Genomic DNA, 23,556 nt, shown 5'->3' on the forward strand with positions numbered 1-23,556 from the left:
CGCTACTCCGCACATTGTTGATTCACCGTGATGACGCCGGTCGCCGCCAGGTGTTCTGCCGCTGAAGCCCGCAACTTGAATTTCTGTAGTTTTCCCGTCGCGGTGCGGGCAAGTTCATCGAAAATGACATGGCGCGGCGTCTTGAAGCCCGGCAGGCGCGCGCGACAGAATTGAATGATTTCATCGGCATCGATGCGCCCGACGGCATCCGCCTTGAGCTCGACGATGGCGCACGGCACCTCCCCCCAGCGCTGGTCGGGCACCGCGACCACCGCGACATTGGCCACTGCCGGGTGCTCGTACAGGACATCCTCGACCTCGACGGAGGAGATGTTCTCGCCGCCGGAAATGATGATGTCCTTCGACCGGTCCTTGATCTCGATGTAGCCATCGGCGTGCACGATGGCGAGATCGCCGGTGTGATACCAGCCGCCCGCGAACGCTTCTTCCGTGGCCGCGGGATTCTTGAAATAGCCCTTCATGGCGAGGTTTCCGCGCAAGAGGATTTCCCCGATCGACGCGCCGTCATTGGGAACCGGCGACTGCGTCGCCGGATCGACAACGCGCATCTCGTTGAGCACCACGGTGCGCACGCCCTGCCGGGTCAGGTGCTTGAGATGCACCTCGCCCGGGAGGGCTTTCCATGCTTCCTGGCTCTGGCACAGGGTGGCAACCCCATGCATCTCGGTCATCCCGTATACGTGCAGGACCGAGAATCCGAGTTCCATGAGCCTGCGGAATACCTGGGGCGGTGGCGAGGCGCCGCCCGACAGCACCCGTATCGGGTTCTCCGGCGGCTGCCAGCCATCCGGCGCCCCCTCGATCAGGAAGGCCAGCACCGTCGGCGCGCAACAAAAATGCGTCACGCCGAATCGTTCGATGGCGTCGTAGATGACGGCGGCGCTCACCTTTCGCGTGCACACCTGCGTGCCGCCGATCGCGGCCATGGCCCATGCATAGCACCAGCCGTTGCAGTGGAACAATGGCAAGGTCCAGAGATACACCGGGACCGGGCCGGTCAGCTCCGCGTTGACAAGCTGCGCCAGCGCGTTCAGGTAAGCGCCGCGGTGGTGGTAGACCACGCCCTTCGGGTTGCCGGTCGTCCCCGAGGTGTAGTTGAGCGCGATCGCATCCCATTCGTTCTCCGGGAAGCGGAGCTCCGGCCGGGAGGGCGAGCTGTCCAGGAACGCTTCATACTCGATGCTGCCGATGCGCGCGCCGCCCTCTGCCGCCGGGTCTGCGATGTCCACTACCGCAATGGGCAACCCGAGCCGTTCGATCGCATCGCGGGCGACCGTGGAAAACTGCTGGTCGACCAGAAGCAGGCGGGTCTCGGAATGCTGCAGGATAAACGCCATGGCTGCCGCATCCAGGCGCGTATTGATGCAGTTCAGGACCGCGCCCGCCATCGGCACGCCGAATTGCGCTTCGAGCATTGCCGGCGTGTTCGGCGCCATGATGGCCACGGTGTCGCCTCTCTCGATACCGTGGGCAATCAGTGCGCCGGCGAGCTTGCGGCAGCGGCTCGCATACTCCGCCCAGGAGTACGAGCGGTCGCCGTAGATGACTGCGGTGCGCTGCGGATACACATCGGCCGCGCGGCTGAGGAAATGAATCGGCGTCAGCGGCTGAAAGTTGGCTTCGCGCTGGTCTAGCTCGTTGTTGAACTTGGTCACCATGGGGCGTCTCCAGGAAATCCCTGCTCTTATTGGCGTAATGGCGTTCTGAATTGATTGCGCTGCGGGAACCGCTACACGGTCATGGCAAGCCGTGTCGCCTGGTCGATCGCCCTCAGGGCGTCCAGCTCGCTGGCGACATCGGCGCCGCCGATGACATCCACCGCCGCGCCGCTGGCGCGGAGCTCCTCGTACAGGCTGCGCTCCGATTCCTGCCCTGCGCAGAGCACGACGTGGTCGACGTCGAGCACATGATCCTTGCCGTCTACCGAGTAGTGCAGGCCGTCGTCGTCAACGCAGCGATAGACCGCGCCGCCCGTCATGACCACGTTCGCGCGCTTGAGCCTCGACTTCAGGATCCATCCGGTGGACTTGCCCAGGCGCTTGCCCAGGCTTTCCTGCTTTCTCTGGAACATGAAGACCTGCCGCCGGGGCTTGCCGCCTGCCTCTGCCGATGCCTGCAAGCCCCCGGAAGTGGACAACGACGTATCGACGCCCCATGCCCGGAGGAAATGCGCGGGGGCAAGCGCCTCCTCGGCGTCGCCCAGCAGGAATTCCGCCACGTCGAAGCCGATCCCTCCCGCGCCGATGATGGCGACCCTGTCGCCCACTTTTGCGCCACCGGCCAGCACATCGATGTAGGACACGACCTTCGGGTGGTCCACGCCCGGGAAACCCGGCGAGCGGGGGCGAACGCCGGTCGCGACGACGATCTGGTCGTAGCCTTCGTCCCTGAGCTGCGCTGCCGTCACGCGGCAACCCAGGCGAACGTCCACGCCGAGGTTCGCGATACGCGTGCGGAAGTACCTGAGCATTTCATTGAACTCGTTCTTCCCCGGCACGACCCGCGCCATGTTGAGCTGGCCGCCAAGCTCGGCGCCCGCTTCGAACAAGGTGATCTCGTGCCCCCGCTCCCGCGCATTGATGGCAAAGGCCATGCCGGCGGGACCGCCGCCGACGACCGCGATCTTCTTGCTGGCCACCGATGCCGCGGCAACGAATTCGATCTCCCTGCCGGCGCGCGGATTCACCAGGCACGTGGCGGTGCGCTCGGTAAAGATGCGGTCCAGGCAGGCCTGGTTGCAGCCGATGCAGGTATTGATCTCCGCCACGTTGCCAAGCCGTGTCTTCCTGGCGAAGTCCGGGTCCGCCAGCAGCGGCCGCGCCATCGAGACCATATCCGCGCAGCCCGAGGAGAGCAGCGACTCGGCGCCTTCCGGGGTATTGATCCGGTTGGAGGCAATCACGGGAATGCGGACCGCGCGCTTGACGTTCTCGATGGCGTAGGCCCAGGCGGCGCGCGGCACCGATGCGGCGATGGTCGGCACCGCGGACTCATGCCAGCCGACCCCGGTGTTGATGATGTTGGCGCCCTCGGCTTCGGCGCGCCGCGCAAGTTCCGCGACCTCCTCGCCGGTCATCCCGCCGTCGACCAGGTCGACCGCCGAAATGCGGTAGATGACCAGGAATGTGTCGCCGACGCGCTTGCGGATGGCCTTGATGACCTCCAGGGGAAAGCGGATCCGTGCCTCGAAGCTCCGGCCGAATTCGTCGGTCCGCTGGTTGGTGACGCGGGCCGTGAACTGATTGATCRGGTAGCCCTCCGAGCCCATGATCTCGACACCGTCGTAGCCGCCTTCGCGCGCCAGCTGCGCAGTAAAGGCGAAGTCTTCGACGGTCTTCCAGACTTCCTCCGTGGACAGCGCGCGCGGCGCGATCGGGTTGATCCTGGCGCGCGTGGCGGATGGCCCGACGCAGTGCTCGTGCTTGGCATAGCGCCCCGCGTGAACGATCTGCAAGGCGATGCGCCCGCCCGCGGCGTGGACCGCGCCGGTGATGGCATGGTGTTCGGCCAGCTGCGAGCGCTCGCACAGCAGCGGCGCGCCCGGCTCGAAGATGCCTTCGATGCTCGGCGCGTAGCCGCCCGTCAGGATCAGGCCGGCTTCGCCTTCGGCGCGCCTGCCGTAGAAGGCCGCCAGGCGCTCGTGCGGCCTGTCCAGCGTCTCCAGGCGCGTATGCATTGCGCCCATCACGATGCGATTGCGAAGGGTCAGGGCGCCGACATCGAGCGGGGCCATCAAATGGGGGTATGGATTCATGATCTCCTCGTTTTGGTAGTCCACGAAGTGGTTGTACTGAGTCTAGTTCAGTCGGCCTATTGTGTAAACATGTTGATGTATGTTCGTTTCGCGGCCTAGGGAAAATACGTAGCAAACTGGATTATTTGCCGGAAAAACTGCCGAATGGCTCGCTTGATGAACTGACATGTATATCAATGTATTGTTCTATATGCGTAAAACGGGACAAGCCGGGGCGGGGCCTGGCAACGGGCAGCCGGCCAGGGGGCGGTATCATTGCCATCCGCTCTCGCGCCGGTCCGCGCGCGGGTACGATGTGGACGCCGGCCGCGAGGCTCGCCATGCCGGCCCGCGGCTCACGGCGCGGGGATGACAGGGGCCACCAGCGGCCACCAGCGGCATGCGTGCCGCAGTTCGAATCAGAAGAGAAAGACCAAAATGGAATCTGGAAGCACGCAAACGGGAGCCCCTCAATCGGGGCTCGATGTCACCAACCGGCTCTTCTTCCGCTTGTTTCAGATCGGCAATGTCCTGCAGCGGCAGACCGCCAAGGAACTCGGCATCAGCGGCGTGCAGTGGGCGGTAATGGGCGCCCTATCCCGGCCCAAGGCAAAGGATGGGATGTCGTTCTCGGAGCTGGCGGAATATCTCGTGGTCAGCCGCCAGAATCTCGATGGCGTGCTGAAGCGGCTCGAGCGCGACGAGCATGTGTCGCGTGTTGCCAGCGAGGAGGACCGGCGTGCCCGCCGCGTGGTGCTGACGGACAAGGGGCGCCACTTCTGGGAAGCATTGCAGCCCCGGATCCATGAGTTCTACCGGCAGGCCGTGGTCAATCTGCGCTTCGATGACAAAGTCTCCTTTCTGCACTTCGTGAATACGCTGCAGGCCGACCTCGGCAAGGTCCGGCTGCCCTGACGGCTGGGCGCTTGCGGCGGTTGCCCGCGCGCCTCGGGCGGCGCCGGGACCCCGGCGCGCAAGCGACACGCCGCGGTGATTCAGGAATCCATATTCGGGCGTGCGCCTGCGGGTGTAAACCCACTGTTTTGAATGCCTTCAATGCATTTATGAATGGGATTTCACCCGGCGTGGCCGCGGGACCAGGCAAGGCGCGCGTGTTCATGCATGCCGGCGAGTCCGGGCCTGGCAAGCGCCGGCCGCCCGCAGCCGCCCGCCTAAAGTTGGACGCCAGCCTGTCGATATGAAACGGACTGGCGCGTTTTTTATTTTTTTGCATCCTCCGGCACGAGTGACGTGTGATTCGCGAGGTATGCAGTACCAGTCAACGTCTTGGAAGGGCATCCCATGCTTGCCAGTAGCTACAACAGTCTGCTCGTGCTGTTCTCACTGCTTGTCGCGATCCTGGCTTCGTACACGGCCCTGGACATGGCCGGGCGCATCGCCTCCGCGCAGGGCAACGCCGCGCGCTGGTGGCTGGCGGGCGGCGCCTGCGCCATGGGCACGGGCATCTGGTCGATGCACTTCGTCGGCATGCTGGCGCTGCACCTGCCCATCCCGCTTGGCTATGACCCGGCGATCACGCTGGGCTCGCTGCTGATCGCCATCGCATCCTCGGCGCTGGCACTGTGGCTGGTGGGCCGCGACACGCTGCCCTGGCGGCGGCTGACGGGTGGCGCGCTGCTGATCGGCGYCGGCATTTCCGGCATGCATTACACCGGCATGGCCGCGCTGCGCATGCAGCCGGGCATCCGCTATGTTCCCTCCCTGTTCCTGCTGTCGGTGGCCGTGGCGGTGCTGGCCGCCGGCGCGGCGCTGTGGATCGCCTTCCGGCTGCGCAGGCAGTCCGTCTGGGTGCGACCCCTGCGCGCGGGCGCTGCGGTGGTGATGGGCCTGGCCATCGTCGGCATGCACTACACCGGCATGGCGGCGGCCGGGTTCCCGCCCGGCAGCATCTGCGGCGCGGCCAGCGACGGCGTGGATGCCGGCTGGCTGGCGGTGGTGATCATCGTCGCCACGCTGGCGGTGCTGGCGATCGCGCTGATCATCTCGGTGCTGGACGTACGCCTGGAGGCGCGCACCTCGATACTGGCGCGCTCGCTGGCCGAGGCCAACCAAGAGCTGACCTACCTGGCCCTGCACGACAACCTGACCAAGCTGCCCAACCGCGTGCTGCTGGAAGACCGGCTCGAACAGGCGATCCAGGCCGCCGGGTGGGAGCAGGGCCGCTTCGCGCTGATGTTCATGGACCTGGACGGCTTCAAGGCGGTCAACGATGCCTATGGCCATCCCGTCGGCGACCTGCTGCTGGTTGAAGTGGCGCGGCGCCTGAGCGCCACGGTACGCGCGCAGGACACCATCGCCCGGCTCGGCGGCGACGAATTCGTGCTGCTGGCCGCCGTGGGCGAACCGGCGGACGCCGCCACGCTGGCCGACAAGGTGCTGAGCGCCATCCGCGAGCCGTTCCAGGCGGCGGGACGCGAGCTGCGCGTGTCCACCAGCATCGGCATCGCCATGTACCCCGGCGACGGCGACCTGCAGCATGACCTGATGACCAATGCCGATGCGGCCATGTATCACGCCAAGGCGCTGGGCCGCAACGCCATCTGCTTCTTCGAGGCATCGATGAACGCCAACGTGCACGAGCAGCTGCAACTGGTGCAGGACCTGCRCCAGGCACTGGAGCGGCGCGAACTGGTGCTGCAATACCAGCCCAAGCTGACCGCGCCCAGCGGTCCGGTGACGGGCGTGGAAGCACTGGTGCGCTGGGCCCATCCCACGCGCGGCCTGATCGGCCCGGACCACTTCATCCCGCTGGCGGAGAAGACCGGCCTGATCGTGCCGATCGGCGAATGGGTGCTGGACGAAGCCTGCCGCCAGATGCGGGAATGGCGCAACGCCGGCCACCCGGAGTGGAGCGTGGCGGTCAACCTGTCGGCACTGCAGTTCCGCCACGCCAGCCTGATCCGCACCGTGCGCGAGACCCTGGCGCGCCATGCGCTCGAGCCGCACTGCCTGACGCTGGAAGTCACCGAATCCACCGCCATGCGCGACGCCGATGCCAGCCTGAAGATCCTGCAGCAGCTGCACGACATGGGCGTGCGCATCTCGATCGACGATTTCGGCACCGGCTATTCGAGCCTGCTCTACCTCAAGCGGCTGCCGGCCAGCGAGCTGAAGATCGACCGCGCCTTCGTCCGCGAGCTGGCGCGCGATACCGAGGATGCCGCCATCGTCTCGGCCATCGTGGCACTGGGGCGCACGCTCAACCTGAACATCGTCGCCGAAGGCGTGGAGACGGCCACGCAGCAGGAGTTCCTCACCCGGCTGGGCTGCGACTCGCTGCAGGGCTTCCTGCTGGGCCGGCCGATGTCGGCGGACCAGCTGATGGACGCGCTGGCACGCGACGCCATGCTGGAAACGGCTGCCTAGCCCGGGCGCGACGACGCGCATGGCCTGCGTTCGCGCGGCCGTCGCCCCGCGGCCGGGGACCGGCGCCCGGCTCAGGCCGCGTTATGGCTGACCAGGTACTTGATCAGCCCGTCGATGCCGCTCTTGGCCACGATGTCGGCGAACTGCCGGCGGTAGACCTCGATCAGCCACGCGCCGCTCATATTGATGTCGTAGATCGACCAGCCGGTCGCGCCGCGCTGCAGCCGGTAGTCGATCTGCACCTCGTCGCCGTTGTTGATGACGCTGGTCTCGACCACCGTATCGGTGCCGGCGGCGCGCGGCGGCTTGTAGCGGAACTTCAGCGCCTGGTCGCGCACCTGCGACAACGACAGGGCGTAGCTGCGCACCAGCAAGGTCTGGAATTGTTCGTAGAGCTGCTTCTGCTGTTCGGGTGTTGCAGTGCGCCATGCATTGCCGACGGCCAGCCGCGTGGTGCGCTGGAAATCGGTATAGGGGAGAAACTGGCGGCGCACCACGGCCGTGATCTTCTCCAGGTCGCCGCCGCGGGTATCGGGACTGGCCTGGATGGTGGTGAGCACGCCTTCCACGGCGGCGCRCACCATGCGGTCCGGTGCGGAGCGGTCCACGGCGGGTGCCGGAGCGTCGGCGGCGCGGGCGGCGGGCGCCAAGGCCGCGCCAATTGCCAGCGCGGCGCAGGCGCCGAGGGCGGCAAGCGCGGCCACGTTGATCCTGGCGGCCACGGCAAGCCCGCCCCGGTGACAAAGGCTACGACGCATCGCGATCTACCTCCGATGTACGTCCATGAGCGGATTGCGGCGCGGCCGGAACCCCGGCATGCCGCTTCCATTGCCTAATGCTAGTGCTTCGCCCGCAAAAACCAAAAGGCGGCAGCGCGGGAATCCCGCGCTGCCGCCTTGGGTGTTGCTATTCGCGCCGCTCCCGCGGCGCTTGTCATTTTTACTGCGTCAGTTCCCTGAAGCCCTGCAGCAGGCGGTCGATATCGTCCGGCTGGATATTGCCCATCGTCGAGATGCGGAACAGCTCGGCCGACAGGCCGCCCTGCCCGGCGTAGATGACGAAGCCACGCGCCTTCAGGCCATCGTGCAGCTGCGCATACGACAGGCCCGCCGGCAGATGGTAGGCGCGCAGCACCACCGAGGATTGTCCGGCCGGCCACAGTGCCGGCATGCCCAGCGCCTCCAGCCCCACGCGCGCGCGCTCGGCCAGGCTGGCGTAGCGCGCGTGGCGGGCCTGCCAGCCGCCTTCGTCGGCCAGCTCGCGCAGTGCTTCCACCAGCGCGTAGTAGGCGTGCACGGAGGGCGTGAACGGCGTATTGCGCTGGTCCTGCAGGCGTGCCAGGCGGCCCAGGTCCAGGTAATAGGTGCGGCTCGCGGCCTGCGCCAGCGCGCTGCGCCGCACAATGACGAAGGACGCACCGGGCACCCCGTGCAGGCATTTGTTGGCGGTGGCGGCCACGGCGTCGATATGGCCATTGAAATCGATGGCCTCCGCGCCGAAGCTGCTCACGCCGTCCACCAGCAGGCGCACGCCACGCGCGCGGCACAGCGCGTCCAGCGCCGGCAGGTCGTTCAGGCGCCCGGTGGTGGTCTCGTGGTGGATCACGGCCACGTGCGTGATGGCGCGGTCGGCCTCGAGCGCGGCAGCGATACGGGCGAGGTCGGGCGCCTCCTTCCAGTCGTGCGCCACCACCTCGTGGGCGATGCGGTACTGGCCGGCGATCTGCGCGATGCGCTCGCCATAGACACCGTTCTGCACCACCAGCAGCTTGCCGTTCTCGGGCACCAGCGCGGCGGTCATGCTTTCCATCGCGGCGGTGCCGGAGCCGGTCATCAGCACCGCGGCCCATTCGGCGGGATCGAGCTGGTAGATATCCAGCAGCCGCGCGCGCGCTTCGTCCTGCAGGTCGAAGAACTCGCTCTCGCGGTGGCACAGGTCGGGCTGCAGCAGGCTGCGGCGCACGCGCTCCGACAGCGTGACGGGACCCGGATTGAGTAGCAGCATCAGTTGGCTCCTTGGGTTGCGCCGAGATCCGCGCTGATCTGGCGGGCCAGGCGGGTCCTGACCTCGACCGGCGTCACGGTGGGACGCGGCAGGCCGTCCGGCGTGCCGGCGCTGATCGACAGCGCCACCAGGCGCGGGCCCGCGGCGCGGGCCGGCTGCGCCAGCGTTTCGTCCAGCAGGGCGAGGTTGTCGCCTTCCACCGCCGAGGCATAGCCGCATGCGGCCGCCACACCGGCAAACGAGACATTGTGCGATACCGTGGCCTGCCCGCCCGTGGAATCGTGGGCGCCGTTGTCCAGCAGCACGTGGGTCAGGTTGGACGGGCCATAGGCGCCGAGCGTGGCGAACACGCCCATGCGCATCAGCGCCGCGCCGTCGCCGTCCACCGCGATCACGTGCAGGTCCGGGCGCGCCAGCGCCAGGCCGAGCGCGAACGGCGTCAGGCAACCCATCGAGCCCACCATGTAGAGCTGGTTGGCGCGGTCATCGAGCGCGTACAGCTCGCGCCCGCAGAAACCGGTGGAGGCCAGCACCACGGTGTTGTCCAGCGGCGAATGCGCGATCACGCGCTGCAGCGCTTCGCGGCGCGTGGGCAGTGCGCCCGCGCCGCCAGGCACGGTGCGCGGCACGGCCTTCGGGCGCGGCGCGGGGCGCGCCTGTTCCTTTAGCGCGTACGGCGCCACGCTGCCCTTTTGCATCACCAGCGCGTAGGGCCGGCCCGTGGCGTCCATATGGGCCACCGCGCGGTCCAGCGCCGGGCCTACCTCGGCCGGGTCGGTCGGGAAGGTCTCCCACGGGATCTCCATGGTGTCGAGCATGTTCGGCGTGACCGGGCCCATCAGTGCGTGCTGCGGCTCGTCGGCAACGCCCGGCTGGCCGCGCCAGGTGACGATCAGCAGTTGCGGCAGGCGGAAGGTCCAGGTCAGCGAGGTCAGCGGGCTGACCGCGTTGCCCAGGCCCGAGTTCTGCATCATGGTGATGCCGCGGCGGCCTTCGCGCGCGCCCAGCGTCACCCCTGCGATCAGGGCCACCGCGTCGCCCTCGTTGGCCGCCGAAACGTAGTGCAGCGTGGGATCCTGCAGCACGTAGTTGATGAACGGCGTCAGGTACGAGCACGGCACCCCGGCATACCAGTCGAAGCCGCGCGCGCGCGCGGCCTCGACGAACTGTGCCGCTTCGATCATCGGGCTTCCTCGCCGTCCGTGGTGTCGGCCGCGAACTGCGTCTGCGTGTGGGCGAAATCGCCCGCGCGGCGGAAGTCGTCCAGGTCGTTCACGCCACGCCAGTGGCCGTGCACGTACTTGACCTCGATTTCCTCGCCGGCCTCGACCAGCGCGTTGAGCAGCGCCGGCAGGTCCAGCGTGTCGAAGTCATCGCGCGCGCGCAGCTCGCCGATCAGCTTCTGCAGGCGCACGCGCCCTTCGCCGCGCACGTTGAGCAGGCCGATCCAGCGGCCATTGGCCGGCTGGGCGGGGGCCGCGCCGGCTTGTTCCGCCTTGCTCGAGACATGGCGCAGCAGGACCTTCTGGCCGAACAGGTCGCGGTCGTCCGCGGCCGAGCACCAGGCGAAGTCGTGCACGCTCTGGTTGGACGGCGCATTCTGCGACGAGTCCACCACCACGCTGAACGGCGCCTCGCTTTCCAGCAGGTCGCGCAGGATATAGCTGCGGAACAGCAGGTCGCCGTAGGCGATCACGGTGTCGGTCTGCAGGCCGTCGACCGCGCACGCCAGCGAGGCCAGCTCGCCGGTATGGGCGTGGCGCTCGTTGACCACCAGCTTGATGCCGGCGGTATCGATGGCGCCGGCCTGGTAGCCGCCCACCACGGTGATGTCGTTGATCGACTGTTTCTTGAACGCATCCACCAGCCAGCGCAGCAGCGGCTTGCCGGCCACCGGCAGCATGACCTTGGGCTTGTCCTCGGTCAGGGCTTCCAGGCCCTTGCCGCGGCCCGCGGCCAGCACCACCGCCGCGCCCGGCACCTGCGTGCCGGACAGGTAGATCTTCTCGGCGGCCGAGTATTCGTCGGCGTCCTGCAGGCGGAAGATCTCGTTGACGGTGGCGATGCGGTCCTCCACGTTGACCAGCGTCTCGCTGTCGTGGATTTCGCGGGCCACGGCCTGCATCGACGACGCGGCCACGCGGATCAGGTGGTTGGCCCAGATCACCAGGCTGATGCCGGCCTTGCGATAGGCTTCGGTGGGCGTGCTGTAGTACTTGGTCGGCACGATCACCAGCGGGCCGCGGCCGGCCCACTCGCGCGCGAAGGTCAGGATCTCGTCGGGCTTGGACAGCTTGCTGTGGATCAGGATGGCGTCGGCGCCGGCCTGGCGGTAGGCCTCGGCGCGGCGCAGCGCCTCGTCCATGCCCCAGCCCGCGATCAGCGCTTCGACGCGCGCCACGATGGAGAAATCGTCGTCGGCCTGCGAGTCCTTGCCGGCCTTGATCTTGCCGCAGAATTCATCGATCTCGGCCAGCGGCTGGCGCTCGCCGTCGATGAAGCTGTTGGTCTTGGGGAACTGCTTGTCCTCGATGCACACGCCGGCGATGCCGCGCTGCTCGAGCTTGCGCACCAGGCGGCGCATGTTGTTGAAGTTGCCGTAGCCGGTGTCGCCGTCGAGCAGGATCGGCAGGTCGCTGGCGTCGGCCATGAACTCGAGGTTGTCGACCACCTGGGTCCAGCTCGCCTCGTTGTTGTCGCGCACGCCGAACTGCGCGGAGATCGCCAGGCCCGAGGCCCAGATGCCCTTGAAGCCGGCCTCGCGCACGATGCGCGCGGACAGGCCGTTGTGGGCTTCCATGATGAATTCGAGTTCCTTGCCGACCAGCATCTGGCGCAGGCGGGCGCTGCGCGTGGCGCGCGGGAAAATCGGGTCAATCGCGTTCATTGTGCTACTCCCACGGGGCGCTGCAGTTCAGGCAAGACTTCGTCGCGCGCGCGCGCGACGTCGTTCGGAAAATCGATCTCGATCCAGGGTGCGCCGCTCACGTCGGCGGTGTCGAAGACATGGCCGCCTTCGAGCAGCAGGTCACGCACCGCTTCTTCGTGCGGCATGTTGGCGCGGCCGCCGTCCACATAGCCCTTGACGATCTCGGCCAGGCGGCGCGCGGTCTGTTCCTGGAAGCGGAAGAAACCGACGGATTCGCCGATGGTGTCGTACTCCAGGCCCGCGGCCAGCTGCTTGCGCAGCTCGACCGGCACGCCATCCTTCAGGCACAGCTTGACGGGCTCGTCGCCGGCTTCGAAATCGCGGTCGATCAGCAGGCGGTTGGTCGTGGTGCCGGCCACCAGGGCGCTCAGGATGCGCTCGTCGTACAGCACGTCGGCATCCATCAGCAGCACATCGCCGCCGCGCGTGAGCGCGTCGGCCACGGTGTGCACGGTCAGCACGCTGCCCAGGTCGTAGCGCGGGTTCAGCACGATCTCCGGATACGGCTGGCGGCCCAGGCGCTTGAGCTCGGTTTCCACCTGTCCGGGCTGGAAGCCGAGCGCCAGCACGATCTCGTCGACACCCGCCGCATCCAGCATGCGCAGATGCCGCTCCAGCAGGGTGATCCCCTCAAAACGCAACAGGCACTTGGGGAACTGCTCCCCTTGCTGTTGCTGCAGTCGCAGGCCTAGGCCTGCGGCAAGAATGATTGCTCGCATTCTTTCTCCGCACCCATGCAAATAGCTTCGGTCAATCGGTAGTGGCCTGCCCACTGGCCGCACTGGTGGTGCTGGCCGCGGCACGCCGTCGCTGGAAACTTCTTTCACTCAAATGCAAATACAGCAGCCCCGGCGCACCGAGGCCGATCTCGCGGGCGCGCTTGGCCAGCGAAAGGGCCAGCGCCGCATCCGGCGGCAGGCCCACGATGGGCGCCAGCAGCAGGTAGCCGCCTTCCTGCGCGCCCAGCGAACCAGGGATGGCGAACGCGGCGCCGCGGATGGCCTGCCCCACGCTCTCCAGCAGCAGCGCCTCCACCCAGCTCACCGGGTGGCCGAGGAAATGCAGGGCCAGCCAGACTTCGCCGGTGCCGACCACCCAGCCGGCCAGGCTCAGCACGAAGCTCTTGGCCACCCTGGCGCGGTCGCGGTACATGTCTTGCACGGCCATGTCCACCGCGTCGGCGCGCGTGGTCAGGCCGCTCCAGTCGCGCTTGCCGAACAGCCGGGACAGCACGCGCAGCACGCGGCCGAACAGGCCGCGCTTCTGCACGAAATAGAAGCCGACGATGCACAGTCCGAGCACGGCGGTGACGATCAGGGTGGGCGTGCGCAGGTCGGACAGCGCATCCTGCCCGCCGTACAGGCCGAACAGCGCCAGCCCGGCGAAGGCGAACACCATCTGCGCGAGCGCCTGCATGGTGGTGCTGACCGTAATGGCGGCGGCGGCATCGCGCATGCGCGTGCCGCGCTGCGCCAGGTAGCGCACCATCAGCACGGGGCCACCGATCTGCCCGGCCGGCAGCAGGCTGTTGACCGACTCGCCCGCCCAGCGCGCCAGCAGCGTGTCGCGCAGGCTGCAATGGTCGTCACGCTCGAACAGCACGCGGATGGCGGCGGCGTCCAGCGCCAGCGGCAGCAGATGGAAGGCGGCGACCAGCGCCAGGCCCCAGCCCGCCGACATCAGCGTCGACACGACGGAACCGAAGCCCTGCCAGGCCAGCAGCGCGACAAACAGCGCCACGCCGACCGACAGCAGGATCATTGCAGCACGGGTCATGCGCGTGGCTTCTTCTTGCCGGACATCAGGTTCCTGAACACCTGGCGGAAACCGAAATAGGCCACCGCGTCCTTCATGTTGGAGATAAAGCGCAGCCACGGGCGCATGCCCGGATCGGTGACGTACTCGAAGGTCAGCGAGACGCGGATCTCGTCGGGACCCGCCGGCGTGATGCGGTGGCGCAGCTTGTCGCCATCGAAGAACACCAGCCCCCCCGGGGCGATCTGCACGGTGCCCGGCTCATCGGGCACGTCGGGGTTGCGCGTATGCAGTTCGTAGTCCAGCCGGCAGGAGGACTCGTCGATCACGCCCAGCAGCAGCGTGTAGCGGCGGCCGTCGTAGTAGGAGGTGTCGTAGTGCCAGCCGATGTGGTCGCCCGGGCGCGTGTAGTAGTACAGCGCATACGCATGCGGGTCGGAATCCGGCGAGGGCAGCAGTTTGTCGCCGCACATCTGCTCGAGCCAGGAGATCAGCGCCTTCGAACGGTACAGCTCGGCGATGAACGGGGCCTTCTCGTCGATGGTGTGGCGGCTGACGCTGCCGCCCTGCTTGTGGCCCGGCAGGTAATTGCGGTTGATCTCGGGCATCAGCGCGCGGGCGCTGGCCACCAGTTGCTCGGTGACTTCCGGCGCGAGGAATTCCTGCAGGTTCAGGAAGGCGCCCTGGCGCTCGAAATCGGCGCGCAGGCCGGCGTTGTCCAGGCGGGCGGTCTGCCCTGCCACGCTGGCATCCGGATCGGGCCGCGCGGGCGTGCCCTTGCGCGGCGCCGGCGACGCCACGGCTCGCGGCGCGTCCAGGGTGATGTCGTTGGCTTGCTCGCTCATCGCGTTCCTCGGATATGAGTCGCGGCCATGCGCACCTTGCGCATCACCCGCCAGTAGTCGATCAGCACCAGCACCGCGAACAGCGGGGYGCCGATCGACGCGACGGTCAGGAACGGTGCGATGCCACCGGTCAGGGTCACCAGCGGCAGCAGGTACAGCACGTCTTCGGTCTCGAAGCCGGCCACGGACGCCTGCTTGGTGCCGCTCTTGCCGACCGCGGACTCGATGCGCATGCGCAAGAAGAAGATCAGCGCGACCGCCAGGCCCGCCAGCGTACCCTGCAGCACCGGCGAGAACGCGCCCGCCGGCGCCAGCCCGGTGATCGCCACGCCCATCCCGACGAACAGCAGCACGGTGATGACCGCATCGCTGGCGAGGTCGTAAAAATGGCCGATCTTGCTGGATTTCCCGCTAATTCGCGCCAACTCTCCGTCCGTGTGATCGACGAAATTGGACAGCACGATCAGGAAGGCGCCGTAGTTGGTCCAGGCATAGCCGCCCTGCATCAGGCAGGCGACACCCGCCAGGCCGATCAGCAGGCGCACGGTGGTGAGGTGGTTCGGTGTGATCCAGGAGTCCTTCAGCGGGCGCACGAGCGCGCGCGCAAGGCGGCCGTCCCAGGTACTTGGCGCGGGAGGCTCGCCACGGGAAATCTTTGGATTGTCGTTCATCTGGAATAGATACAGTGGGCAGCGCAAGCTACCCCATCGCTGCCGCAAGGCCCGAATACCAGCGCGACGCCACCCGCCCTGCATTGCGGGAGCGCAAGCCGGCGGGGCGTCGGCGCCACGTAAGGTGGATGCGGATAACGCTGGCCAAACCGCTATGGTAAGCGATGTGACACGCATCGGCACACCCGCCCTGCCGGCGCAGGCGGCGCCTGCCCTGCTTACGCGGCACCGCCCGGCCTCGGCATGCCGAAAAAGTCACACCGAACAGGCCGCGCGCCGGTCGCGCGACGACCGGCCGGGACCCGCGTCACCGCTATCACCCCCTGGTCTCGCCGAAGCGGTGCTGGCGGCCGGCATCGCGCACGGCGTCCGTCAGCGTGCGGGCGGCGGGCGCTCCTTCGCGCACGAAGGCGTAGAAGCGCGCCTTGGGCAGCGCCGGCATGCGGTCGCGCGAATCGAGCACGCGCAGGCCCTCCCGGACCTGGCTGCGCGCCACCGGCGTCACCGCGAAGCCCGCGCGCGCCGCCGACAGGCACCCCGCCATGCTGCTGCTCTCGAAGGCCACGTGCCAGGGCCGCCCCACCCGCGTCAGCGCCGCCACCGCCGACTCCCGATAGACGCACGGCTCGGGGAAGGCCGCCAGCGGCACTTCGGATTCCGGGTCGAAGGGCTCCGCGGCGGCATAGACCCACACCAGTTCTTCCTCCCACAGCAGCTCGCCGCCCGTCGTGCGCGAGCATTGCTTGCCGAACACGATATCGAGCCGCCCCCGCTCCTGCTGGCGCAGCAGGTCGGCCGTGACACCGACCTTCAGCTCCACCGAGACACCGGGATGCCCGCGCCGGAATACCTGCAGCATGCGCGGCAGCCAGGTGCCGGCGAAGTCCTCCGAGCTGCCGATGCGCAGGCGCCCGCGCGCCGGCGCGCCGTGCAGCCGCGCGCGCACCTCCTGCTCCAGCGCGACGATATTGCGCGCGTAGGCGTACAACAGCTCTCCGGCCTGGGTCAGCGTGAAGCTGCGCGTCGTCCTCTCCAGCAGCACGGCGCCGGCGGCCTGCTCGAGCCGCTTGACATGGCCGCTGACGGCCGAAGGCGTCAGGCTCAGCGACTCGGCCGCCAGCGCGAAGCCGCCGCAATCCACCACGGCGAGGTAGGTCCGCAACAGGCCAATGTCGAGGCTGGCCGCCGCCGAAGCCGGCATGGAGTCCATGGGTCACACCACCAATTCATCTTTAAATATTCATAATCATATCCAATACATCACGAATCACGAAGTACGCCGATGCTATCGTCAAGCCATGTCCACTGCCCCGAAAAGGAGCGTCGCGCGATGACCGCCTATCAATTTGCCGCCACCAGCATGCTGGAAACCGGCTACCTCGAATGGAACCCGCGCGGCAAGCGCACGGCAGTGCTCGTTCATGGCTGGCCGGACAGCCCGGAGAGCTGGCGCGGCGTCGCGGCCGAACTCGCCCACGCGGATTTCCGCGTGCTGTGCCCGGCGCTGCGCGGCTTCGGCCCGACCCGCTTCCGCGACGCGGCCACCATGCGCAGCGGCCAGCTGGCGGCGCTCGGGCGCGACCTGCTCGAATTCATCGACACGCTGTCGCTGCGGGACCCGGTGCTGGTCGGGCACGACTGGGGAGCGCGCGCGGTCGCCAATGCCTTCGGCCTGCGGCAGCGGGCGGGTTCGCACCTGGCGATGCTGTCGGTCGGCTATGGCACCAACGATCCGCAGCAAGCCATTTCGCTGCACCAGGCGCGCAATTACTGGTACCACTGGTACATGGCCACGCCGCGCGGGCAGCGCAGCGTCGAGGAGGACCGGCGCGCCTTCGCGCGCCTGATGTGGGACACATGGTCGCCACCGGGCTGGTACCAGGAGGCCGATTTCGAAGAGGCCGCGGCGGCCTTCGACAATCCCGACTGGGCGGCAGTCGTGCTGCATTCCTACCGCCACCGCTGGGGCTTTGCCGCCGGCGATCCGGCCTATGCAGGGGACGAGCAGGCCTTGCAACCCGCGCCGGTGCTGGCGGTGCCCACGCTGGTCCTGCATGGGGGCCGCGATACCTGCAACCAGCCCGCCAGCTCCGAAGGCAAAGAGGCGTTCTTCTCCGGGCGCTACGTACGGCAGGTGCTGGACGGCGTCGGCCATTTCCCGCAGCGCGAAGCGCCCGCGGCCGTCGCCGAGGCCATCCTGCGCTTCTGCCGGCAGCCGGGCTGAACGCCCGCACCGGGCCGGGCGCCTCCTGCCTGCCGCCCAGGTCCGGTCACGCATCGCGCCTGTCCGGACTCTTCCCTATTCCATCGGCGAGCGCTAACTGCTAGTCTGCCGAACTTGGCTTTGCCTGCCCATGGCCGGCACTGCCGGCCGGTGTCCGCGGCACGCCAGCGTCCTGATCCGCGCATCGCTGTTCGCGCATCCCTGTTCGCTCATGCCGGCGCCGCTCATTCCGATCCGCTGCCTTTCGTATTCGTTGGAAATACCCGCATGTCGCGACAAATGCCTCCTCTGAATCCTCTGCGAGCTTTCGAGGTTGCGGCCAGGCATCTGAGCTTCACCCGCGCCGCCGACGAGCTGTTCGTCACGCCGTCCGCGGTCAGCCACCAGATCAAGACGCTGGAAGAAAGCCTCGGCGTGCAGCTGTTCCTGCGCGAGGCCAAGTCGCTGGTGCTCACGCCCGCGGGCATGGCCTACCTGCCGAGCGTGCAGCAGGCCTTCAAGCAGCTTGCCGACGCCACCCTGCGCCTGCATAGCAAGGACCTGCCGGCGCTGAAGGTCAACATGCCGCCGACGTTCGCCGTCAAATGGCTGATCCCGCGCATGGACCGCTTCATGAAGGAGCACCCCGAGATCGACCTCAAGGTCTCGACCTCGAACCACGCCATCAACTTCGACCGCGACGATTTCGACCTGGCCATCCGCTACGGGCGCGGCGTCTACCCGGGCCTGCATTCGGAGCTGTGCCTGTCGGTCGAGGTGATCCCGGTCTGCAGCCCCGGGCTGCTGGCCGGCAGCCGGCCGCTCAGGGAGCCCGCCGACCTGCGCCTGCATACGCTGCTGCACGACGACAGCACCTACACCGACGTCAGCAACCCCGACTGGGCCATGTGGCTCAGCCACGCCGGCGTGACCGATGTCGATGCCACGCGCGGCCCCTCGTTCTGGCCGAGCCACCTGGTCATCAACGCCGCCATCAGCGGCCTCGGCGTGGCGCTGGTCAAGAAGAACTGGGTCGAGGAAGACCTGCGCCAGGGCCGCCTGGTGCGCCTGTTCGAACAGATCAGGCTGCCGGTGGAGTTCTCCTACTTCGTGGTGTTCCCCGAGGATCGCCTGAACGATCCGCGCATCGTCACCTTCCTGGACTGGCTGCGCGCCGAAGTGGCCGCCGGCGCCGAAGCGCCGCACGCCTGAACTCCCGCGGCTTTTTCCCGCGGCTACCGCGCCGCGCCCGCCTGCTCCCTGCCGTGCGCCGCCTTGGCCTCCACCCGCGCGCGCAGCTTGTCCACGTTCACCACGAAGCGGCTGTGGGTGCCGGTGCAGATCTCCTCGATACCGTCCCTGGCCGAAACGCGGAAGGTAACGCTGCGGCCATCCACCGCGCTCACTTCGGCCCGGATCGTCACCTCGCCGCCGAGCAGGGTGGCGCCGCTGTGCCGGACCGAGACCTCGGTGCCGACCGAGCTCTCGCCGGCTTGCGCATAGTCCGCCAGGAAGTCCAGGCAGGTCTGCTCGATGTCGCGGACCAGCTCGGGCGTGGCGTAGATGCGCAGCGCCTCGCCAAGGAAGTCGATGGTGCGGGGGCGGTCTACGGTCAGGGTGCGCGACGTCGCCGCGCCGGCAATCAGGCTGTTCTTCATTTCGTTTTCCAGTTGTGGCCGGGCATGCGTGGCGGCACCTGCGCGGCGCCGCCCATGGCTGCTCAGAGCCGGTAGATGCGTACCGCGTTGTCGTGCAGCAGCCCGCGCTGCTCGTGCCGCGGGTAGATCTCGATCGCTTCGAGGAAGCCGGCGAGAATGGTGTCGTAGCGGGCCACCAGGCTGTCCACCGGATAGTTGCTCGCGAACATGCAGCGCGCGGTGCCGAAGATCGCGATGGCATCGCGGATCACCGGCACGTTGTCCGCCGCCGTCCACGGCCGCCCGAGCAGGCCCAGCCCCGAGATCTTTACCGCCACGTTGGGCTGCGCGGCGAGCGCGGCCAGCGCCGCGCGCCAGCCCGCCAGTCCGGCTTCACTGCGGTCCGAAGGCAGGCCCGTATGGTTGAGGATGATCTGCGTCGCGGGGAAATCGCGCGCCAGCGCGGCGGCCTGGTCGAGGTTCCACCAGGGCGCCTGCAGGTCGTAGGACATGCCGTGGCGAGCCAGCAATGCGTAGCCCTGGCGCCAGCGCTCGTCGTCCATCGATCCCGCCATCCCGCGCGCGGCGCCTGCGTGCGTGGTGCTGGTCACGGGCTTCTGGCGGATGCCGCGCACCATGGGAAAGGCGGCCTGCGCGGCGAGGATGGCCTCCACGTCGGCGCGGTCGAGCTGCGCGTGCGCGACCAGCGCCGTTGGCCGTCCCACCTCCTGCGCCAGCGTGGTGAGCCAGGCGGTCTCGTCCACCGGATTCGCGCGCGCCCACTCGGCTTCCACGTGCACCGACATGGCGGGCGCGCAGCCCTGCGTGTCGCGCGCGAAATCCTCCGGCAGGTAGTTCCGCTTCAGGGCGGAGTAATCGCCGTAGCGAAACCCTTTCACCTCCTCGCCCTGCAGCCACGGGTAGGGATTGGCGCCCAGGTCCCAGAAGTGGTGATGGGCATCGACGAAGGGCTGGTCGAAGCGAAGGCCGGGCATCGCTACTCCTTGACCGCGATGCGGCTGGCGAGTTGTTTGTATTGCGCCGATTCCCTGGCCATCACGGCCTGCAGCGTCACGTCGTCGGCATAGGTATCAGTGCTGAAATGCAGCTTCTCCAGCGTCTGGCGCATGATCGGCTCCTGCACCGACTTGGCCACCGCGACCTTGAGCACATTGATGACTTCCGGCGGCGTGCCCTTGGGTGCCGAGATGCCACGCCAGATGCCCATCGACAGGTCGATATTGCGCTCCTTGAGGGTCGGTACGTTCTCGTAGCCGGCGACGCGCTTGTCGGCCATCACCGCCAGCACCTTGAGCTTGCCCGCGGCCACGTAGGTGGCGACCTCGGCCGTGCTCACGGTCACCGCGTCGATATGGCCGCCGAGCAGCGCCATGGTGGCCGGGGCGCCGCCGGGATACGGGATGTGGTTGAACCTGGCGCCGGTCTTCTCGGCCAGCGCGGCGGCGGCCATGTGCCAGGTCGAGCCCTGCCCGGCGTTGCCCACGCGCACGTTCGAATCCGGCTTGCGGGCTTCGGCGATGAATTGCTCCAGCGTGGCATAGGGCGCATCGGCGCGCACCACCACCGCCGCGGGATCGGCGTTCAGCCGCGCGATCGGCACCAGGTCCTGGTAGGTGAACTTGGCCAGCCCGAGGTAGTTGAGAAAGGTCAGCTCACTCGACGACAGCACCAGCTTGTAGCCGTCCGGCTTGGCGTGCACCACCTCGCCCAGGCCGACCGCGCCGGTGGCGCCCGGCTTGTTGATGACCACCAGCGGCTGCGACAGGTGCTTGGCCGCCGCCGCCGACAAGGCGCGCGCGACCACGTCGGCGCCGCCGCCGGCCTGCCAGGGCACGATCAGCTCGATGCGGTGGTTGGGATAGGCGTCGGCCTGCGCGGCGGCCGCGGCATTGCCGGACCACGCGGTTGCGATGACGCCGAGCGCGGCACTGGTGGCGAACGCGGCCAGCGCCGCCATGCGCCACGGCTGTGAATGGAACTTCATGATGGTTGTCTCCGTGATGTCTTGTCTTGTCTTTCTGAATGCTTGCCGGATGCTTGCCGGATGCGCCGGTCAGCCGGCGCGGCGCTCCAGGGGCGGCGCCTGCGGCGCGGCGGCCTGGCCGAACGCCCCGCGTTCGCGCAGTGCCTGGATCGCCATCTCGTCGAGCCCGAACTCCGCCAGCACCTGCTGCGTGTGCTGCCCGAGCAACGGTGCCGGATACCTGACCTGCTGCGGCGTACCGCCAAGCTTAACGGGAAACCCGAGCGCCTTCACGCGGCCTTCCACCGGATGGTCGATCTCCAGCACCATCTCGCGCGCGACCGCCTGCTCGCTCACCAGCGCTTCGTCGTAGTTCAGGATCGGCGCGGCCGGCACGCCGGCCGCCAGCAACGCGTCCACCCAGTGCGCCGCCGGGTGCCGCGCGAACTCCCCTTCGATCTCGCCAATCAGCATATCGCGGTTGCGGATGCGCGCCGCGTTGTCGGTAAAGCGCGCGTCCTGCAGCAGGTCGGGGCGTTCGATCACCTCGCACAGCGCGGTCCACAGCTTCGGGTTGGCCGCGCCGATCACGAAATGGCGATCCGACGCGCGCACGGCCTGGTAAGGCGCGCTCATGCGGTTGGCGCTGCCGATCGGCACCGGCACCGTGCCGGTGCCCCAATACTCCGCCGATTCCCACACCGACAAGCCCAGCGCGGTCTCGAACAGCGAGGCGTCCACATATTGCCCCTGCCCGGTGTGCTCGCGCCCGATCACCGCGCTCAGGATGCCGTAGGCACAGAACAGCCCGGCGCCGAGATCGGCGATCGGCACGCTCGACTTGACCGGCGCGGCGTCGGGGTGCCCCATCACGCTCATCACGCCGGACATCGCCTGCGCGATCAGGTCCAGCCCCGGCCGGCGCGACCACGGCCCGGTCTGCCCGAAGCCGGAAATGCTGGCATAGACCAGGCGCGGGTTGATCTCGCGCAGCACCGGGTAGTCGATCTTCAGCCGGGCGGCCACGCCCGGGCGGTTGTTTTCCACCAGCACGTCGGCGCCGCGCACCAGCTCGTAGAAGGCCTCCAGCCCGGCCGGGTTCTTCAGGTCGATCTCCACGCTGCGCTTGTTGCGGTTGAGCGCGAGGAAGCCGCCGCTATCCTCGCCCTTGAGCCGGAAGCCCATGGCCTTGCGGGTCTGGTCGCCCACGCCCGGTGTCTCCACCTTGATCACGTCGGCGCCCATGTCGCCCAGCAGCATGCAGCAGAAAGGACCGGCCATGATCTGGCTGACATCCAGGACCTTGATTTTCGACAACGGCAAATTCATTGGAAACCTTGTGGCTTGGTGACGGCCGCCCGCGGTTCGGGCTGGTGGCGTCGGAGTGAAAGAAGTGCGCGGGCGGGCTGACGATCGTGTCAGCGGCCCACGAAGGCCGGCTTCGCCTTCCCGACGAAGGCCCGGTAGCCGATGCGGAAGTCCTCGGTATCGAAGCAGGCATAGGCCTCGGCATGCTCTTCGGCGCCCAGCGGTGCCGGGTTCAGCAGGCGCCGCACGAACTTCTTGTGCCAGCGCGCCACCAGTGGCGCGCCCTGGCTGATGCGGCGCGCCGTCGCGTACGCTTCGGCCGGCACTTCGGCGTCGGGCACCACGCGGTTGACCAGGCGCTTTTCCAGTGCCTCGGCGGCGCCGAACACGCGCCCCTCCAGCACGATCTCCAGCGCTGCCGCGGGGCCGGCCAGCGCCATCAGGCCGCCGAGCTCGCCATACGACATGACCAGCCCCAGCCGGTTGACCGGCACGCCGAAGCGGCTCGATTCGCCGCAGATGCGCATATCGCACATCGACGCAATCTCCAGGCCGCCGCCCACGCAGGCGCCCTGGATCAGGGCGATGGTCGGATGGCGGCTGCCGGCAATGGCCTCCATCGCCGCGTGCGTGATCTGTGCATATCCTTCGGCCTGCGCGGCGTTGGAGCGCATGCGGGTGAACTCCTCGATATCGGCGCCGGCGGCGAAGGCCTTGTCTCCCGCGCCGCGCAGCACGATGCAGCGCAGCTCGTCGTTGGCCGAGAGCGCCTGCATCGCCTCGGTCAGGCCCTGCCACATGCCCAGGTCGAGCGCGTTCAGCTTTTCGGGGTTGTTCAGCGTGATGGTGGCAACGCGCTCGTCGTACTCGATCAGGATGGCTTGTCTCATGGTGCGCCTGTGTCTCGCTCAGGATCTGCTTATGGTGGGTGGGCACCTGCCGCACGGGCAGGATCGGGGAAGCCTCTCGACCTGCGGAAGTCTAGGGTCTGGCCCCGCGCGCGCCAAACGAGAAAAACTCAGCGCCATTTCAAGAAAAACTAGGGGTGGTGCGCGGGGCGCGGCAAGCGCCACGGCTAT

20 protein-coding genes are annotated in these 23,556 nt (G+C 68.1%); 4 read left to right on the top strand and 16 right to left on the bottom strand.

All coding sequences use genetic code 11. The features are described from left to right. Positions 1 to 2 precede the first annotated feature (2 nt). Both AC1DO7_RS01370 and AC1DO7_RS01375 read right to left on the bottom strand, forming a co-directional pair. Positions 3 to 1,679: an AMP-binding protein gene (locus AC1DO7_RS01370; protein ID WP_441612075.1), complete on the bottom strand. Its 1,677-nt coding sequence runs from the start codon at positions 1,677 to 1,679 to the stop codon at positions 3 to 5. A 71-nt stretch (positions 1,680 to 1,750) separates the two neighbouring features. Then, the gene (locus tag AC1DO7_RS01375) at positions 1,751 to 3,775 is read right to left on the bottom strand and encodes an oxidoreductase (RefSeq protein ID WP_477115707.1); all 2,025 of its coding nucleotides are present in this window, start codon (positions 3,773 to 3,775) and stop codon (positions 1,751 to 1,753) included. Between the two features lie 417 nt (positions 3,776 to 4,192). On the opposite strand from AC1DO7_RS01375, the gene AC1DO7_RS01380 reads away from it, so the two are divergent. Further along, positions 4,193 to 4,669 carry a MarR family winged helix-turn-helix transcriptional regulator gene (locus tag AC1DO7_RS01380; protein ID WP_441612275.1) on the top strand — a complete coding sequence of 159 codons (477 nt, stop codon included), beginning with the start codon at positions 4,193 to 4,195 and terminating at the stop codon, positions 4,667 to 4,669. Between the two features lie 387 nt (positions 4,670 to 5,056). Next, entirely contained in the window at positions 5,057 to 7,141 is a 2,085-nt protein-coding gene (locus tag AC1DO7_RS01385) for a putative bifunctional diguanylate cyclase/phosphodiesterase (RefSeq protein ID WP_477115708.1), read from the top strand. Between the two features lie 71 nt (positions 7,142 to 7,212). On the opposite strand, the gene AC1DO7_RS01390 is transcribed toward AC1DO7_RS01385, so the two are convergent. From AC1DO7_RS01390 to AC1DO7_RS01430, 9 genes are all read right to left on the bottom strand, one after another. Beyond that, entirely contained in the window at positions 7,213 to 7,899 is a 687-nt protein-coding gene (locus tag AC1DO7_RS01390) for an MlaC/ttg2D family ABC transporter substrate-binding protein (protein ID WP_477115709.1), read from the bottom strand. Between the two features lie 181 nt (positions 7,900 to 8,080). Beyond that, complete coding sequence (locus AC1DO7_RS01395) at positions 8,081 to 9,145, bottom strand: 2-aminoethylphosphonate aminotransferase (protein ID WP_441612071.1); 1,065 nt, start codon at positions 9,143 to 9,145, stop codon at positions 8,081 to 8,083. Further along, a complete protein-coding gene (gene aepY, locus AC1DO7_RS01400; RefSeq protein ID WP_441612070.1) occupies positions 9,145 to 10,329 on the bottom strand; it encodes a phosphonopyruvate decarboxylase in 1,185 nt (394 codons plus the stop codon). The genes AC1DO7_RS01395 and aepY overlap by 1 nt, the downstream gene beginning before the upstream one ends. Continuing rightward, positions 10,326 to 12,032 (bottom strand): phosphoenolpyruvate mutase, encoded by a 1,707-nt coding sequence (gene aepX / locus AC1DO7_RS01405; RefSeq protein ID WP_441612069.1) that lies wholly within the window; start codon positions 12,030 to 12,032, stop codon positions 10,326 to 10,328. The genes aepY and aepX overlap by 4 nt, the downstream gene beginning before the upstream one ends. Continuing rightward, complete coding sequence (locus AC1DO7_RS01410) at positions 12,029 to 12,793, bottom strand: phosphocholine cytidylyltransferase family protein (RefSeq protein WP_441612068.1); 765 nt, start codon at positions 12,791 to 12,793, stop codon at positions 12,029 to 12,031. The genes aepX and AC1DO7_RS01410 overlap by 4 nt, the downstream gene beginning before the upstream one ends. Positions 12,794 to 12,824: 31 nt before the next feature. After that, the gene (locus AC1DO7_RS01415) at positions 12,825 to 13,850 is read right to left on the bottom strand and encodes an HpnL family protein (protein ID WP_441612067.1); all 1,026 of its coding nucleotides are present in this window, start codon (positions 13,848 to 13,850) and stop codon (positions 12,825 to 12,827) included. Further along, entirely contained in the window at positions 13,847 to 14,674 is an 828-nt protein-coding gene (locus AC1DO7_RS01420; protein ID WP_441612066.1) for a 2OG-Fe(II) oxygenase family protein, read from the bottom strand. The genes AC1DO7_RS01415 and AC1DO7_RS01420 overlap by 4 nt, the downstream gene beginning before the upstream one ends. Beyond that, entirely contained in the window at positions 14,671 to 15,345 is a 675-nt protein-coding gene (locus tag AC1DO7_RS01425; protein WP_477115710.1) for a CDP-alcohol phosphatidyltransferase family protein, read from the bottom strand. The genes AC1DO7_RS01420 and AC1DO7_RS01425 overlap by 4 nt, the downstream gene beginning before the upstream one ends. Positions 15,346 to 15,661: 316 nt before the next feature. Further along, complete coding sequence (locus AC1DO7_RS01430; protein WP_441612064.1) at positions 15,662 to 16,555, bottom strand: LysR family transcriptional regulator; 894 nt, start codon at positions 16,553 to 16,555, stop codon at positions 15,662 to 15,664. A gap of 120 nt (positions 16,556 to 16,675) precedes the next feature. Here AC1DO7_RS01430 and AC1DO7_RS01435 point away from each other — a divergent pair, with 120 nt between their 5' ends. Further along, complete coding sequence (locus AC1DO7_RS01435; RefSeq protein ID WP_477115711.1) at positions 16,676 to 17,569, top strand: alpha/beta fold hydrolase; 894 nt, start codon at positions 16,676 to 16,678, stop codon at positions 17,567 to 17,569. A 267-nt stretch (positions 17,570 to 17,836) separates the two neighbouring features. Further along, positions 17,837 to 18,760 (top strand): transcriptional regulator GcvA, encoded by a 924-nt coding sequence (locus AC1DO7_RS01440; protein WP_441612062.1) that lies wholly within the window; start codon positions 17,837 to 17,839, stop codon positions 18,758 to 18,760. A 23-nt stretch (positions 18,761 to 18,783) separates the two neighbouring features. Here AC1DO7_RS01440 and AC1DO7_RS01445 read toward each other — a convergent pair whose 3' ends face one another. The 5 genes from AC1DO7_RS01445 to AC1DO7_RS01465 all read right to left on the bottom strand — a co-directional run bounded on the left by AC1DO7_RS01445 (position 18,784) and on the right by AC1DO7_RS01465 (position 23,367). After that, the gene (locus AC1DO7_RS01445) at positions 18,784 to 19,206 is read right to left on the bottom strand and encodes a thioesterase family protein (RefSeq protein ID WP_441612061.1); all 423 of its coding nucleotides are present in this window, start codon (positions 19,204 to 19,206) and stop codon (positions 18,784 to 18,786) included. 62 nt (positions 19,207 to 19,268) lie between these two features. Then, complete coding sequence (locus AC1DO7_RS01450) at positions 19,269 to 20,180, bottom strand: amidohydrolase family protein (RefSeq protein ID WP_441612060.1); 912 nt, start codon at positions 20,178 to 20,180, stop codon at positions 19,269 to 19,271. 2 nt (positions 20,181 to 20,182) lie between these two features. Beyond that, the gene (locus AC1DO7_RS01455) at positions 20,183 to 21,190 is read right to left on the bottom strand and encodes a tripartite tricarboxylate transporter substrate binding protein (protein WP_441612059.1); all 1,008 of its coding nucleotides are present in this window, start codon (positions 21,188 to 21,190) and stop codon (positions 20,183 to 20,185) included. A gap of 69 nt (positions 21,191 to 21,259) precedes the next feature. Continuing rightward, a complete protein-coding gene (locus AC1DO7_RS01460; RefSeq protein WP_441612058.1) occupies positions 21,260 to 22,498 on the bottom strand; it encodes a CaiB/BaiF CoA transferase family protein in 1,239 nt (412 codons plus the stop codon). 89 nt (positions 22,499 to 22,587) lie between these two features. Beyond that, complete coding sequence (locus AC1DO7_RS01465) at positions 22,588 to 23,367, bottom strand: enoyl-CoA hydratase-related protein (RefSeq protein WP_441612057.1); 780 nt, start codon at positions 23,365 to 23,367, stop codon at positions 22,588 to 22,590. Positions 23,368 to 23,556 lie beyond the last annotated feature (189 nt).

Source organism: Cupriavidus sp. 05N40 (assembly GCF_056397305.1).

What these genes read in the sequence shown, in the direction of transcription:
- AC1DO7_RS01370 (WP_441612075.1), bottom strand. Translation starts at nt 1,679, where the DNA reads ATGGTGACCAAGTTCAACAACGAGCTAGACCAGCGCGAAGCCAACTTT.
- AC1DO7_RS01435 (WP_477115711.1), top strand. Translation starts at nt 16,676, where the DNA reads ATGACCGCCTATCAATTTGCCGCCACCAGCATGCTGGAAACCGGCTAC.
- AC1DO7_RS01445 (WP_441612061.1), bottom strand. Translation starts at nt 19,206, where the DNA reads ATGAAGAACAGCCTGATTGCCGGCGCGGCGACGTCGCGCACCCTGACC.
- AC1DO7_RS01420 (WP_441612066.1), bottom strand. Translation starts at nt 14,674, where the DNA reads ATGAGCGAGCAAGCCAACGACATCACCCTGGACGCGCCGCGAGCCGTG.
- AC1DO7_RS01430 (WP_441612064.1), bottom strand. Translation starts at nt 16,555, where the DNA reads ATGGACTCCATGCCGGCTTCGGCGGCGGCCAGCCTCGACATTGGCCTG.
- AC1DO7_RS01410 (WP_441612068.1), bottom strand. Translation starts at nt 12,793, where the DNA reads ATGCGAGCAATCATTCTTGCCGCAGGCCTAGGCCTGCGACTGCAGCAA.
- AC1DO7_RS01460 (WP_441612058.1), bottom strand. Translation starts at nt 22,498, where the DNA reads ATGAATTTGCCGTTGTCGAAAATCAAGGTCCTGGATGTCAGCCAGATC.
- AC1DO7_RS01450 (WP_441612060.1), bottom strand. Translation starts at nt 20,180, where the DNA reads ATGCCCGGCCTTCGCTTCGACCAGCCCTTCGTCGATGCCCATCACCAC.
- AC1DO7_RS01440 (WP_441612062.1), top strand. Translation starts at nt 17,837, where the DNA reads ATGTCGCGACAAATGCCTCCTCTGAATCCTCTGCGAGCTTTCGAGGTT.
- AC1DO7_RS01380 (WP_441612275.1), top strand. Translation starts at nt 4,193, where the DNA reads ATGGAATCTGGAAGCACGCAAACGGGAGCCCCTCAATCGGGGCTCGAT.
- aepX (WP_441612069.1), bottom strand. Translation starts at nt 12,032, where the DNA reads ATGAACGCGATTGACCCGATTTTCCCGCGCGCCACGCGCAGCGCCCGC.
- AC1DO7_RS01415 (WP_441612067.1), bottom strand. Translation starts at nt 13,850, where the DNA reads ATGACCCGTGCTGCAATGATCCTGCTGTCGGTCGGCGTGGCGCTGTTT.
- AC1DO7_RS01455 (WP_441612059.1), bottom strand. Translation starts at nt 21,190, where the DNA reads ATGAAGTTCCATTCACAGCCGTGGCGCATGGCGGCGCTGGCCGCGTTC.
- AC1DO7_RS01395 (WP_441612071.1), bottom strand. Translation starts at nt 9,145, where the DNA reads ATGCTGCTACTCAATCCGGGTCCCGTCACGCTGTCGGAGCGCGTGCGC.
- aepY (WP_441612070.1), bottom strand. Translation starts at nt 10,329, where the DNA reads ATGATCGAAGCGGCACAGTTCGTCGAGGCCGCGCGCGCGCGCGGCTTC.
- AC1DO7_RS01465 (WP_441612057.1), bottom strand. Translation starts at nt 23,367, where the DNA reads ATGAGACAAGCCATCCTGATCGAGTACGACGAGCGCGTTGCCACCATC.